At 71.0% G+C, this 13,583-nt stretch carries 9 protein-coding genes; 4 read left to right on the plus strand and 5 right to left on the minus strand.

Annotated elements, in window-relative coordinates:
* Positions 1–96: 96 nt before the first annotated feature.
* Both ACFQRJ_RS01700 and ilvD read left to right on the plus strand, forming a co-directional pair.
* Positions 97–2,490 carry a GNAT family N-acetyltransferase gene (locus ACFQRJ_RS01700; protein WP_377016383.1) on the plus strand — a complete coding sequence of 798 codons (2,394 nt, stop codon included), beginning with the start codon at positions 97–99 and terminating at the stop codon, positions 2,488–2,490.
* A gap of 66 nt (positions 2,491–2,556) precedes the next feature.
* Complete coding sequence (ilvD, locus tag ACFQRJ_RS01705; RefSeq protein WP_377016385.1) at positions 2,557–4,389, plus strand: dihydroxy-acid dehydratase; 1,833 nt, start codon at positions 2,557–2,559, stop codon at positions 4,387–4,389.
* Between the two features lie 7 nt (positions 4,390–4,396).
* Here the strand turns inward: ilvD and cobA are convergent, their stop codons facing one another.
* The 5 genes from cobA to ACFQRJ_RS01730 all read right to left on the minus strand — a co-directional run bounded on the left by cobA (position 4,397) and on the right by ACFQRJ_RS01730 (position 10,882).
* Entirely contained in the window at positions 4,397–5,923 is a 1,527-nt protein-coding gene (gene cobA / locus ACFQRJ_RS01710; RefSeq protein ID WP_377016387.1) for a uroporphyrinogen-III C-methyltransferase, read from the minus strand.
* A 63-nt stretch (positions 5,924–5,986) separates the two neighbouring features.
* Entirely contained in the window at positions 5,987–7,309 is a 1,323-nt protein-coding gene (locus tag ACFQRJ_RS01715; RefSeq protein WP_377016389.1) for a sulfate adenylyltransferase subunit 1, read from the minus strand.
* Positions 7,309–8,307 (minus strand): sulfate adenylyltransferase subunit CysD, encoded by a 999-nt coding sequence (cysD, locus tag ACFQRJ_RS01720; RefSeq protein WP_377016392.1) that lies wholly within the window; start codon positions 8,305–8,307, stop codon positions 7,309–7,311. Before cysD ends, ACFQRJ_RS01715 begins: the two co-directional genes overlap by 1 nt.
* Positions 8,304–9,128, minus strand: coding sequence for a phosphoadenylyl-sulfate reductase (locus tag ACFQRJ_RS01725; RefSeq protein WP_377016394.1), 825 nt, complete (start codon positions 9,126–9,128; stop codon positions 8,304–8,306). Before ACFQRJ_RS01725 ends, cysD begins: the two co-directional genes overlap by 4 nt.
* Entirely contained in the window at positions 9,125–10,882 is a 1,758-nt protein-coding gene (locus tag ACFQRJ_RS01730; RefSeq protein ID WP_377016396.1) for a nitrite/sulfite reductase, read from the minus strand. Before ACFQRJ_RS01730 ends, ACFQRJ_RS01725 begins: the two co-directional genes overlap by 4 nt.
* 378 nt (positions 10,883–11,260) lie before the next feature.
* On the opposite strand from ACFQRJ_RS01730, the gene ACFQRJ_RS01735 reads away from it, so the two are divergent.
* On the plus strand, positions 11,261–13,018 hold the full coding sequence (locus ACFQRJ_RS01735; protein ID WP_377016398.1) for an acetolactate synthase large subunit: 1,758 nt from the start codon (positions 11,261–11,263) through the stop codon (positions 13,016–13,018).
* A gap of 2 nt (positions 13,019–13,020) precedes the next feature.
* Positions 13,021–13,557, plus strand: coding sequence for an acetolactate synthase small subunit (ilvN, locus tag ACFQRJ_RS01740; RefSeq protein WP_377016400.1), 537 nt, complete (start codon positions 13,021–13,023; stop codon positions 13,555–13,557).
* Positions 13,558–13,583: the final 26 nt, after the last annotated feature.

Consider the following 13,583-nt stretch of genomic DNA (forward strand, 5'->3'; position numbering starts at 1 on the left):
CTGGCCGTCGAACGGCTCGCATCCTAGGCCATGCACCCGCCGGGACCGAGTGGTCACGACCCTACCGAACAAGGCCGCACTAAGGAGGGTCCCCCAGTGAGCATCACCATCGGCCCGTTCAAGCCCGCCGAGCATCTCGACCTCCTCCACGACTGGCTCACCCACCCCCGCTCCGCCGCCTGGGGCATGGTCGGTGCGACGCGCGACCAGGTGCGTTCGCATCTCGAGACGATCGCCGCGAGCGATCACGCCGGCTCCTGGATCGGCCTCGTCGATCAGCAGCCGCGCTTCTACCTCGAGACCTACGACCCCGCCACGCTCCTCCCGCCCGGCGCACTGGACCACCGCAGCGGCGACCTCGGCATGCATCTGCTGGTGGCCCCACCGATCGGCGAGGGCGAGCACGGCTTCACCGACCGCGTGATGGCGGCCGTGATGCGCTTCTGCCTCGGCACGCACGGGCCCGATCCCGCCTCCGGCGCGGCAGCGGGCCGCGGCGCCCGGCGGGTCGTGGTCGAGCCCGACGTGCGCGGCACGGCCATCCGCGCCAAGAACGCGGCGGCCGGCTTCCGGGTGCTCGGTGACGTCGACGTGACCGACGAGGGCGCGACCAAGCGCGCGGCGCTGAGCGTGTGCACCCGGGAGAACTTCGCAGCCTCCGTCCTCGGGCAGGGGTGGACCGGGCAGGAGGATCCCCATGCCCACCTGTCCCCGGAGGTCGGCGGGGCGGTCCACCGCCGCCTGCTCGCCAAGGCGATTTCCGAGTTCTCCCACGAGCGGATGCTCCATCCCCGCGAGCTCGGCGGCGGCTGGTGGGAGCTGCCCGTCCCTCAGTCCGCAGCGAGCTACCGGTTCCGGGCGCAGGTGCTGCCGCTGGAGCACTGGCTGATCGAGGAGGACACTCTCGTGCGTTGCGCGGGGGAGGGCGCCGGCCATTCCGAGCCCTCTCACCACGAGCCCCTCGACGTGCTCGAATTCGTCCTCGCCTTCCAGAGCGTCCTCGGCCTGGGTGATGACCTGCTGTCGACCTATCTCGAGGAGCTGTCTTCGACCTTCGCCGCCGCCTGCCACACACTGCACGCCGCGCGGGCCGGGGAGCGTCCTACGGCCCCTGAGCTGCTCGAGGCGGGCCTGCAGGAGACCGAGGCCGCGATGACCGCCGGTCACCCCGGCTTCCTGGCGACCAACGGCCGCATCGGCTTCTCGCTGCCGGACTACCGGGCCTACGCGCCCGAGCAGGGCCAGCGGGTGCGCCTCATCTGGGTCGCGGCCCGTCGGGACCAGAGCCATCTCGCCCTCGGGGACGGCCTGGACGAGCAGGCCCACCTCGAGGCGGCGCTGACCCCTGCCGAATGTGGCGCCTTCGCCGAGCGCCTGGAGGACCGCGGGCTCGACCCGGCGCAGTACCACCTGCTGCCGGTCCATCCCTGGCAGGCCGAGCACCGCCTCCCCATCACCTTCGCCGCCGAGGTCGCGCGCCAGGACCTCGTCGTACTCGGCCCCGGAGCCGGCGAGTACCAGGCCCAGCAGTCCCTGCGCACCTTCTTCGACCTCACCCGCGAGGGCGCCCCGTACGTCAAGGTCGCCCTCGGCATCCAGAACATGGGGTTCCTGCGCGGGCTCTCGCCGCTGTACATGCGGGACACCCCTGCCATCAACGACTGGGTCGCCGGCGTGATCGGCCAGGACCCGACCTTCGCCGGGCTCGGATTCACCGTCCTGCGTGAGCGCTCCTCGCTGGGGTACACCGGCGACATCCACCACCGCACGCCCACCTCGAACCCGTACCGCAAGATGCTGGCGGCCCTGTGGCGGGAGAACCCGCTGCCGCTGCTCGCCGCGGGGGAGCGGGCCGTGACCATGGCCTCCCTCCTGCACCGCGATCACGAGGGACGCTCCTCCGTGGGCGAACTCATCCGGGCCTCGGGGGTGGACGCCGGCACCTGGGTCCGGGACTACCTGCGGGCATACCTGCGCCCGATCGTGCATGCTCTGCTCGCCCACGACCTCGCCTTCATGCCGCACGGCGAGAACCTGATCCTGCGCCTGGCCGGCCATCGCGTGGTCGGGGCCTTCCTCAAGGACATCGGCGAGGAGACCGCCGTGGTCGGGCCCCGCTCCCTGCCAGCGGACATCGAGCGCATCCGCGTGCCGATCCCCGGCACCGAGAAGGCCCAGCTGGTCCTCACCGACGTGCTGGACGGCGTCCTGCGCCACCTCAGCGGGATCCTCGAGGCCGACGGACTGCTGCGCGCCGACGACTTCTGGCGAGCGGTCGCCTCGGTGCTGGACGAGCACGAGCAGGAGCATCCCGACGTCGCCCGCGGGCTCGCGGACGACGTGGATCTGCGCGCGGAGACCTTCGCCCACGCGTGCCTGAACCGCCTGCAGCTGCGCAACACCCTGGAGATGGTCGACCTGTCCGATCCTGCCGGGTCGACGATGCTGGCGGGGGAGATGCTCAATCCCGTGGCGCGCGCCACCGGCTGACGACCCCTCGTCCACTGTCCGGATGCTGAGCGCTCATCTCGCATGTCGGAGCGTAGTATCGCGCTCATGCCTCAGCTCCGTTCCCGCACCTCGACCCACGGCCGCAACATGGCCGGTGCCCGCGCCCTCTGGCGCGCGACCGGCATGGAGACCTCCGACTTCGGCAAACCGATCGTCGCGATCGCGAACTCGTACACCCAGTTCGTCCCCGGCCACGTCCACCTCAAGAACATGGGCGATCTGGTCGCCGGCGCGGTCAAGGAAGCCGGTGGGGTCGCCAAGGAGTTCAACACCATCGCCGTGGACGACGGGATCGCGATGGGCCACGGCGGGATGCTGTACTCCCTGCCCAGCCGCGACATCATCGCCGACTCGGTCGAGTACATGGTCAACGCGCACTGCGCCGATGCGCTGGTGTGCATCTCGAACTGCGACAAGATCACCCCGGGCATGCTCATGGCCGCGATGCGCCTGAACATCCCCGTCGTCTTCGTCTCCGGCGGCCCGATGGAGTCCGGCGAGCCCGTCGAGGGCGTCACCGAGCACCGTCTGGACCTCGTCGATGCCATGTCGCTCTCGGCCGATGAGTCGATCACCGACGCTCAGCTCGCCGAGATCGAGGACAACGCCTGCCCCACCTGCGGCTCCTGCTCGGGCATGTTCACCGCCAACTCCATGAACTGCCTGACCGAGGCGCTGGGGCTCTCCCTGCCCGGCAACGGCACCACGCTGGCCACGCACGCCTTCCGCAAGGAGCTCTTCCTGGGCGCCGGCCGCACCGTCGTCGAACTCTCCAAGCGCTACTACGAGCAGGACGACGAGTCGGTTCTCCCGCGCAGCATCGCCACCAAGGCGGCGTTCGCCAACGCGATGAGCCTGGACGTGGCGATGGGCGGCTCGACCAACACCGTGCTGCACATCCTCGCCGCCGCCATCGAGGGCGAGATCGACTTCGGCCTCGAGGACATCGACCGGCTCTCGCGCTCCGTGCCGTGCCTGTCGAAGGTGGCGCCCAACGGCACCGCCCACGTCGAGGACGTCCACCGCGCCGGTGGTATCCCCGCGATCCTCGGAGAGCTCGACCGGGCCGGCCTGCTGGACCACACCGTCCACTCCGTCCACTCCCCGGACCTCGACAGCTGGCTGCGCGATTGGGACATCCGCGGCGGCAGCGCCACGGCCGAGGCCGACGCGCTGTTCCACGCGGCCCCCGGCGGGGTGCGGACCACCCAGGCGTTCTCGTCGACGAACATGTGGAAGGAGCTGGACACCGACACCGAGGGTGGAGTGATCCGCGCGGTCCCGCACGCCTTCACCAAGGACGGCGGGCTGTGCATGCTGCGCGGCAACCTCGCCGAGGACGGTGCCGTCATCAAGACCGCCGGAATCACCGAGGACCTCTTCCACTTCGAGGGCACCGCCGTGGTCTGCGACTCGCAGGAGGAGGCGGTCCAGAAGATCCTCGACAAGACGGTCCAGGCCGGTCACGTCGTCGTCATCCGCTATGAGGGGCCGCAGGGAGGCCCCGGCATGCAGGAGATGCTCTACCCGACCTCGTTCCTCAAGGGGCGGGGCCTGGGCAAGACCTGCGCGCTGATCACCGACGGCCGCTTCTCCGGCGGCACCAGCGGCGTCTCGATCGGCCACATCTCCCCGGAAGCGGCCGAGGGCGGACTGATCGGACTGATCGAGGACGGTGACCGGATCGTCATGGACGTCGACAAGCGCCTGCTGCAGCTCGACGTGGACGAGGACGAGCTGGCTCGCCGCCGCGAGGCCAAGGGACCCCTGCCGTGGCGCCCCGACGGCCGCGAGCGCCAGGTCTCCCAGGCCCTGAAGGTCTACGCGCATCTCGTGCGGTCGGCGACCTACGGCGCGACCCGTCGGCCCCTGCCCTGAGCGGTCCTCAGGTCCCGATCATCCCCTGGTAGCGGTCCACCACGATGTCCGCCACCAGGGGATGGTCGCCGAGCGGCGCCGCGACCACGTCGGCTCCCGCGTCCGCGAGGAGGCCGTGGAAGTACCCGGGGGCCAGCAGATAGTTCGCCAGCACGACCCGCCGGTCCTGTCCATCGCTCTCCCGGCGCCGGGCGACCTCCTCGGCGACCGACGGGCGTGCGGCGGAGATGAATCCGACGGTAACCTCGCGCTCGAGGTGGTCGCTCAGCAGCTGCGCCATCTGTCGGGCCATCGCCTGGCCGTCGGGATCGCGGGTGCCGGCGACGGCCAGCACCACGGTGTCGTCCTCCTGGGCGCCCGCCTCCAGCAGTCGCTGTGCCAGTACCTCCGCCAGACGCGCGTCGGGGCCCAGGGGACCGCTCGCGACGCAGGCGCGGTCGCGGATCGCCTGGGCGATGTCGTGGGCGACATGGAATCCCGTCGAGAGCAGCAGCGGGACGACCACAGCGGCCGCAGGGGCATCGGACTCCCGGGTGCGTCGTTCGGGCAGCGCGGGCGCCGCTGCCCGGACGGCGTCGGTGATCTCCGGGGTCTGCACGTCGACGTAGGCCTCCCGCACCGCCACGTCGGGCAGCTGATCCTGGACCCGCCTCAGCAGTGAGCGGATCACGCCGCGTCCCTGGCGGTCCCGGGTGCCGTGGGCGCAGCCGATGAGGGTCGGGCCCGCGGCGGGATCCGGGGTCGGGCGTGCGGGCTCACCACCCCCGGCGGGCTCGCTCCGCTGGGAAGGCGTCAGGAAGCCCTCGGCGGCGGTGCGGCCGACGGCGATCACGGCGGGGGAGGTGATCCCGGCTTCCCGCACCACGTCGGCGATGGTGGAGAGCGTCCCGTGGACGACCCGTTGCCCCGGCATCGTCGCGTCCTGCACGACGGCCACCGGCACCTGCGGGTCGACGCCGTTCAGCAGGGCCTGGGAGACCAGACGCGGCAGCCATCCCAGCCCCATCATGAGCACGGTCGTGGTCGCGGGATCCCGCAGCGCGGCGAGATCGGCGGGGGAGAGGTCCCCGTGGGCGCTGACGGTGTGGGTCGCGACAGCCGTGCCGCGGTGGGTGACGGGGACGTCGCCGGCCGCAGGCCCGGCGACCGCAGCGCTGACCCCGGGCACGACCTGGACCGGCACGCCGGCGGCGCGGCAGGCCAGGACCTCCTCGCCACCGCGGCCGAGCACGAAGGGATCGCCGCCCTTGAGCCGTACCACGCGCCGGCCCGCGCGGGCGTGCTGGACGAGCAGATCGTTGATCGCCTGCTGCGACGTCGAGCGCCCGCCCGGGATCTTGCCCACGTCGACGATCTCGACGTCGTCCTCGAGCAGTTCGGTCAGGCCCACCGGCCCCAGCCGGTCCACGACCACCACGTCGGCCTGGCGCAGCAGGTCCAGGGCCCTGACGGTGATCAGGTCCAGGGCGCCCGGACCGCCGCCGACGAGGGCGACGGACCCGGGGTCGAGCACGGTGCTGGGCAGATCGCGCATCTCTCGCCCCGCCTCAGCCCGCGTCGACCGGGACGGCGACAATGTCGAGGGACATGAGGTCCCTCAGGCGCGCAGCTGCGCGCCGGCCATCCCCGCCGCCAGCGTGGTGGCGTCCTGCGGATCGATGACGATGAAGGACCCGCCGTCGCGGGAGCTGCGGTAGGACTCCAGCGGGAGCGGCTGGGCGAAGGCCAGGTCCACGAGCACGAGGTCGTTGAGCTCGGCGGTCTCCGCCGGGACCTTCTCCAGGCTCATGATGTCCAGGCGCTCGTGGATCCCGACCACGCGGGCCTGGACGGTGCGGGTGCCGTGCTTGACCAGCACGCGGGCCCCGGCACGCAGGGGGGACTCGGAGAGCCAGCACAGCACGGCAGAGGCCTGCTCGGCCGGGGTGGGGGGATCCCCGGCCGCGATCAGGTCGCCGCGGGAGACGTCGAGGTCGTCGCTGAGGCGCAGGGTGACCGACAGCCCCGCCTCGGCCCGCTGAACCGGCTGATCGGCGCGGTCGATGCCGGCCACGGTGGTCCGTCGGCCGGAGTCGGCGACCACGATCTCGTCGCCGACCTCCACCGCGCCGGAGGTGATCAGGCCCGCGTACCCGCGGTACTCGACATGGGCCTCGTCCCGGGCGCCGTGCTGCGGCCGGATCACGAGCTGGACCGGCATCCGGAACGCCCCGTCCTGGAGGGCCCGCCCCGGGGGGAGCGTCTCCAGCAGCTCGAGCAGCGTGTGGCCCTCGTACCAGGGCGTGCGCTCGGACCGCTGGACGACGTTGTCGCCGTGCAGCGCGGAGAGCGGCACCACCTGCAGATCCCGCAGCGCCAGGGCCTCGCTGACGAGACCGAGCTGGGTGGTGACCTCCTCGTAGACGCGCTGGGGGTCATCGACCAGGTCGATCTTGTTCAGCGCGACGATCACGTGGGGCACGCGCAGCAGGGCGGCGACCGCCAGGTGGCGCCGGGTCTGCTCGACCACGGCCTTGCGGGCGTCGACCAGCACGACCACCACGTCGGCCGTGGAGGCCCCGGTGACCGTGTTGCGGGTGTACTGCACGTGGCCGGGGGTGTCGGCCAGCACGTAGGAGCGGCCGGCCGTGGCGAAGTAGCGGTAGGCGACGTCGATGGTGATGCCCTGCTCACGCTCGGCGCGCAGGCCGTCGGTCAGCAGCGCCAGGTCGGCCAGCTCGCCCTTCCAGCCGCGCTGACGGCTGGCGGCCTCGACCGCGGCGAGCTGATCGGCCAGCACCGACTTGGTGTCGTGCAGGAGCCGCCCGATGAGGGTCGACTTGCCGTCGTCCACACTGCCGGCGGTGGCCAGACGCAGCAGGGTGGGCCCGGAGGCCTCGGAGCGACCGGTGAGGTCCGGGAGCACGTCGGTGCTGGTCATCAGAAGTAGCCCTCTTTCTTGCGGTCCTCCATGGCGGCCTCGGAGAGGCGGTCGTCGGCGCGGGTCGCGCCACGCTCGGTCACGGTGGTCGCGGCGACCTCCGCGATCACCGCCTCCACGTCGAAGGCGTCCGAGAGCACGGCGCCGGTGCAGGACATGTCGCCGACGGTGCGGTACCGGACGGTGCGCACGACAGGCTCCTCGCCCTCACGCAGCTCGCCCCAGTCGCCGGGGGAGAGCAGCATCCCCTCGCGCTCGATGACCGCGCGCTCGTGCGCGTAGTAGAGAGAGGGCAGCTCGATGTTCTCGCGGGCGATGTAGCGCCACACATCCAGCTCGGTCCAGTTCGACAGCGGGAAGACGCGCACGTGCTCCCCGGGGCGGCGCCGCGTGTTGTAGAGATGCCATAGCTCGGGCCGCTGGTTCTTGGGGTCCCAGTGGCCGAAGCCGTTGCGGAGGCTGAAGATGCGCTCCTTGGCGCGGGCCTTGTCCTCGTCGCGGCGACCACCGCCGAAGACGGCATCGAAACGATGCTCCTCGATCGCGTCCAGCAGGGGAATGGTCTGCAGGGGATTGCGGGTGCCGTCGGGCCGCTCCTGGAGTCGGCCGTCGTCGAGGTACTCCTGGACGGAGGCGACGTGGAGGTCGACGCCGAGACGCTCGACGGTGGCATCGCGGAAGGCGAGCACCTCGGGGAAGTTGTGCCCGGTGTCCACGTGCAGCACCGGGAACGGGATCGGCGCGGGCCACAGGGCCTTCGCCGCCAGGTGCAGCATGACCACGGAGTCCTTGCCGCCGGAGAACAGCATCACCGGCCGCTCGAGCTCGGCGACCACCTCGCGGATGATGTGGATGGCTTCGCTCTCGAGCACGTCCAGCAGGTCGGAGTCCTTCGAGGCGGCGGTCAGCGCGCTGACCGCCGGGGCGGCGGTGGCGGACACGGCGGGGTCTGCAGGCGTGGCAGAGCCGGAGGAGCCGGCCTGGGCCAGAGTCGTCATCGGTTCTCCTGTTCGGGGTCCACGGAGATGAGGTTCCGGGTGGGCACGGGCAGGGTGACAGGCTGAGGTGACGGGCGGGTGTCGTCACCGGCGGGGTGGAGCCCGCACTCGGTCTTCGCGGAGCCCGCCCAGCGGCCCGCACGGGGATCCTCGCCGGGAGCCACGGCGCGGGTGCACGGGGCGCACCCGATGCTCGGGAAGCCCTGTTCCAGCAGCGGGTTCTCCGGCAGCTCCCGGTCCCGGGAGTAGGCGGTCAGCCGCTCGAAGGACCACGTCGCCAGCGGGTTGATCTTCACCAGATCGAAGTTCTCGTCGTAGGTGACCAGCGGGGTCCCGGCACGGGTGGGGCCCTCCTCGCGGCGCACGCCGGTGACCCAGGCGTCGTACCCGCCCAGCGCACCGCGCAGAGGATCGACCTTGCGCATCGCGCAGCAGGCGCCGGGATCGCGGTCGTGGAGCTTCGCCCCGAACTCCTGGTCCTGCTGCGGCACGGTCCGCTCCGGCAGCACGTCGACCACGGTCACGTCGAGCTCCTCGGCGACCCGGTCCCGGGTGGCGAGGGTCTCGGGGAAGTGGTAGCCGGTCTCCAGGAAGAGCACATCGACCCCGGGCTGATGCTGGGAGACCACGTGCGGCAGCACCGCGTCGGCCATGCTGCAGGCGACGGCCAGCGACTCCCCGAAGGTCTCGGCCGCCCAGGCCGAGACGGCTGCGGCGAGCTCCTCGGGCCCGAGGGTGTCCTCGAGGGCGGCGAAACGTTGCGAGGCGTCCTCCGCCAGCGCGCGCAGGCGGGTGGTCCGTGCGGTCGCGGTCGTGGTCATCGGAGCTCCTCGTCCTCGGTGCGATGGGCCCAGGCGGCGAAGGACTCACCCTGGGCGCGGGACCCCACGTAGCATCGCACGACTCGCTCGACGTAGTCGGGGAGCTCGCGCGCTGCCACCTTGTGGCGGCGCAGGGTGCGGCCCAGCTGAGGCTCATCGAGCCCGGGAGAGGCCAGGGAGCCGCCCAGATGGACCTGGAATCCCGGGACCTGCTCGCCTTCGTCGGTGGTGATGATCTGGCCCTTCAGACCGATGTCCGCGGTCTGGATCCGGGCGCAGGAGTTCGGGCAGCCGTTGATGTGCAGGCTGATGGGCTCATCCAGTTCCGGCTCGATATCGGCCAGGCGGCGCTCCAGCTCGGTGATCGCGTGCTCGGCGGTGTCCTTGGTGTCGACGATGGCGAGCTTGCAGAACTCGAGGCCGGTGCACGCCATGGTGGAGCGGCGGAACGGGCTGGGGCGAGTGGCAAGTCCCAGTTCCTCGAGCCCGGTGACCATCTGGTCGACGCCCTCGGCGGGCACTCCGAGCACGACGAGCTTCTGGAACGCGGTCAGGCGGACGGCGTCGGCGCCGACCCTCTCGACGAGGTCGCCCAGCCGGGTGAACAGATCGCCGCCGGCGCGGCCCACGATGGGGGCGGCGCCGATGTAGAACCGGCCATCCTTCTGCGGATGCACCCCGATGTGGTCCGAGGGGCCGGTGGGAGCCTCCGGGGCGGGCCCGTCGGCCAGCTGGTACCCGAGGTACTCGGTCTCGAGCACCTCCCGGAAGCGCTCCGTGCCCCATTCGGCCAGCAGGAACTTCAGCCGGGCCTTGTTGCGCAGGCGCCGGTAGCCGTAGTCGCGGAAGATCTGCACCACGCCGTGCCAGACGTCGGCGGCCTGGTCCTCGCGGACGAAGGCCCCGAGCCGCTCGGCGAGCCGCGGGGACGTGGACAGGGCGCCGCCGACCCAGAGGTCGTACCCGGGGCCGAGCTCGGGGTGGACCACACCGACCAGGGAGATGTCGTTGATCTCGTGGACCACGTCCTGGCTGGGGTGGCCGGTGATGGCCGTCTTGAACTTGCGGGGCAGGTTGGCCAGCTCCGGGTCACCGATGAAGCGGCGCTTGATCTCCGCGATCACGGGGGTGGGGTCGATGATCTCGTCGGCCGCGATGCCGGCCACCGGGCTGCCGAGGAAGCCGCGCGGGGTGTCGCCGCAGGCCGTCGTCGTCTCCAGGCCCACCGACGCCAGCCGGCTCCAGATCTCGGGGACGTTCTCGACCTCGATCCAGTGGTACTGGAGGTTCTCGCGGTCCGAGATGTCTGCAGAGCCCCGGGCGAACTCGGTCGAGATGCCGCCGAGCACCCGCAGGGCGCGCGGCGAGAGCGCCTCGCCGTCGGTGCGCACGCGCAGCATGAAGTACTCGTCCTCGAGCTCGTGGGGCTCGAGCTGGGCGGTGCGCCCGCCGTCGATGCCGGGCTTGCGCTGCGTATACAGCCCCCACCAGCGGAAGCGACCGTGCAGATCGTCGTCGGGGATCGAGTCGAAGCCCTCGTGGGCGTAGATCGTCTCGATCCGCTCGCGGACGTTGAGCCCGTTGTCCTCCGCCTTGAACTCCTCGTTGTGGTTCAGTGGCTCCGGTCCGTCGACCTTCCACTGCCCCTGCGGCTTCCCGGACCGGGAGGGTCGGGCCATGCCTGAGGGGGCCGGGGAGGCCTGGGAGGGCGAGGTGTCGGCTGGCGAGCTCGTCGCAGTATCGGTTCGGCTCATGGCGCCCATAATGCAAATTTATGTGCCCGAACACAAGCGCTAAGGGGTTTGTGTCCGTATGAGTCACGGGGAGTTCACCGGTGCCCCGGGTGTGGCGCGGGCTGGACGGGCTCCGACGGTGATCCGTGTCTCGCGATGCGGACCTCTGGTGCGACGCGAGCCCGACGCCCTAGTCTGTGGACATGCAGACGATCCTTCTCGTAGTCATCGAGCGCGGCTGACGCCCGTTCGTTTCTTCGAGACGTCCTCCGCGCGCCCCTCGTCAGCCAGTCGGCTGGAGGGGTTTTTTCGTGTCCGGCCCCTTGTGAGGGGGTCGGCAGGCGCGGGGGACAGGGATCGCCCGGCGCCGCTACCGTCCGAGCCGACGAAGGAGTATCGATGACCCCGCAGCAGATGACCGGCGCACAGGCGCTGGTCGAGTCCCTCGAGCACGCCGGGGCCGAGGTCGTCTTCGGTCTTCCCGGCGGCGCGATCCTGCCGACCTACGACCCATTGATGGACGCCAAGACCCTGCGCCACGTGCTGGTGCGCCACGAGCAGGGTGCCGGACACGCCGCCAGCGGCTACGCCCATGCCACCGGCAAGGTCGGCGTGTGCCTGGCGACCTCGGGCCCGGGCGCCACCAACCTCATCACCGCCATCGCCGACGCGCAGATGGACTCGATCCCGATGGTCGCGATCACCGGCCAGGTCGCCTCGTCCCTGATCGGTACCGACGGCTTCCAGGAGGCGGACATCGTCGGCATGACAATGCCCGTGACCAAGCACAACTTCCTGGTCAAGAACGCCGATGACATCCCCAAGGTCATCAAGCAGGCCTTCCACATCGCCTCGACGGGCCGCCCCGGCGTGGTGCTCGTGGACGTCACCAAGGACGCCCAGCAGGCCACCACCGACTTCGTGTGGCCCGAGACCCTCGACCTGCCCGGGTACCGGCCCGAGCCGCGGCCGCACAGCAAGCAGATCCGCGAGGCCGTCTCGCTGCTGATGGAGGCCGAGCGCCCCGTGTTCCTGCTCGGCGGGGGCGTGCTGCGCGGAGGCGCCTCGCGCGAGGTCGGCGAGCTGATCGACGTCTCCGGGGTGCCCTTCACCACCACCCTGATGGCCCGCGGCGCCCTGCCCGATTCCCACCCCAGCCATCTGGGCATGCCGGGCATGCACGGCACCGTGGCCGCCGTCTCCGCGCTGCAGCGGGCGGATCTCATCGTGGCCATCGGTGCCCGTTTCGACGACCGTGTCACGGGCCGCCTGGACACCTTCGCGCCGGGCGCGAAGATCGTCCATGCCGATGTCGATCCGGCCGAGATCTCCAAGAATCGTGAGGCCGACGTGCCGATCGTCGGCCAGGCGGGCGACGTCGCCACGCTGCTGACGACGGAGCTGCGCTCGCGCATCGCCGAGGACGACACGCGCGACCACGAGGCCTGGTGGAACACGTTGAACATGCTGCGGGAGAACTACCCGCTGGGATGGACCGCGACCGAGGACGGCTTCACCGCGCCGCAGAAGGTGATCTCGCGGATCGGTGCGATCTCCGGGCCGGAGTCGGTCTTCGTCGCCGGCGTGGGCCAGCACCAGATGTGGTCGAGCCAGTTCGTCGGCTACGAGCGGCCGTGCTCCTGGATCAACTCCGGGGGCCTGGGCACGATGGGCTACGCGGTGCCGGCCGCGATGGGCGCGAAGGTCGGCCAGCCCGAGCGGACCGTGTGGGCCATCGACGGTGACGGCTGCTTCCAGATGACCAATCAGGAGCTGGCGACCTGCGTCATCAACGGCATCCCGATCAAGGTGGCCGTCATCAACAACTCCAGCCTGGGCATGGTGCGCCAGTGGCAGAACCTGTTCTACGACCAGCGCTACTCGCACACCGACCTCAACACCGGTCACGGCACCCGCCGGATCCCGGACTTCGTCAAGCTCGCCGAGGCCTACGGAGCCGCCGGCCTGCGCTGCGAGCGCGACGAGGACATCGATGCGACGATCGAGGAGGCCATGGGGATCAACGACCGCCCCGTGGTCGTCGACTTCACCGTCAGCGCCGATGCGATGGTGTGGCCGATGGTGCCCACCGGCGTCTCCAACGACCAGATCCAGATCGCGCAGGGCATGAGCCCCGAGTGGGAGAGGGACATCTGACCATGAACGACATCGATTCCGTGACCCGCCCCAATACCCAGACCCTCTCGGTGCTGGTCGAGAACAAGCCCGGCGTCCTCACCCGCGTGGCGGCCCTGTTCGCCCGCCGCGGGTTCAACATCGCCTCGCTGGCCGTCGGCCCCACCGAGCACCCCGAGATCTCCCGGATCACCGTCGTCGTCGACGTCGATCAGCATCCGCTGGAGCAGATCACCAAGCAGCTGAACAAGCTCGTCAACGTGCTCAAGATCGTCCAGCTCGATGCGAAGGCGACCGTGCAGCGCGAGCTGATCCTGATCAAGGTCGGCGCCGACGCCACCACCCGCACCTCGGTGCTGGAGATCGTGCAGATGTTCCGCGCGAAGGTGGTCGACGCCGCACCCGACGCGGTGAGCATCGAGGCCACCGGCACCCAGGACAAGCTCGACGCCCTGCTGGGCATGCTCGAGCCGTACGGGGTGCGGGAGATCGTCAAGTCCGGCGAGGTGGCCATCGGCCGCGGCGGTCGCGCGATCACCGACCGCAGCCTCCTGGGCTGACCCGAGCGCGCCGAGGGGATCCTGAG

Origin of the sequence: Brachybacterium sp. GCM10030252 (genome assembly GCF_042666535.1) — a bacterium.
In the GTDB taxonomy this organism is placed as follows: Bacteria; Actinomycetota; Actinomycetes; order Actinomycetales; family Dermabacteraceae; genus Brachybacterium.

Coding starts and splice junctions, on each gene's coding strand:
- ACFQRJ_RS01715 (WP_377016389.1), bottom strand. CDS start 7,309: ATGACCAGCACCGACGTGCTCCCGGACCTCACCGGTCGCTCCGAGGCC.
- ACFQRJ_RS01725 (WP_377016394.1), bottom strand. CDS start 9,128: ATGACCACGACCGCGACCGCACGGACCACCCGCCTGCGCGCGCTGGCG.
- ACFQRJ_RS01730 (WP_377016396.1), bottom strand. CDS start 10,882: ATGAGCCGAACCGATACTGCGACGAGCTCGCCAGCCGACACCTCGCCC.
- cysD (WP_377016392.1), bottom strand. CDS start 8,307: ATGACGACTCTGGCCCAGGCCGGCTCCTCCGGCTCTGCCACGCCTGCA.
- ACFQRJ_RS01735 (WP_377016398.1), top strand. CDS start 11,261: ATGACCCCGCAGCAGATGACCGGCGCACAGGCGCTGGTCGAGTCCCTC.
- ilvN (WP_377016400.1), top strand. CDS start 13,021: ATGAACGACATCGATTCCGTGACCCGCCCCAATACCCAGACCCTCTCG.
- ilvD (WP_377016385.1), top strand. CDS start 2,557: ATGCCTCAGCTCCGTTCCCGCACCTCGACCCACGGCCGCAACATGGCC.
- cobA (WP_377016387.1), bottom strand. CDS start 5,923: ATGCGCGATCTGCCCAGCACCGTGCTCGACCCCGGGTCCGTCGCCCTC.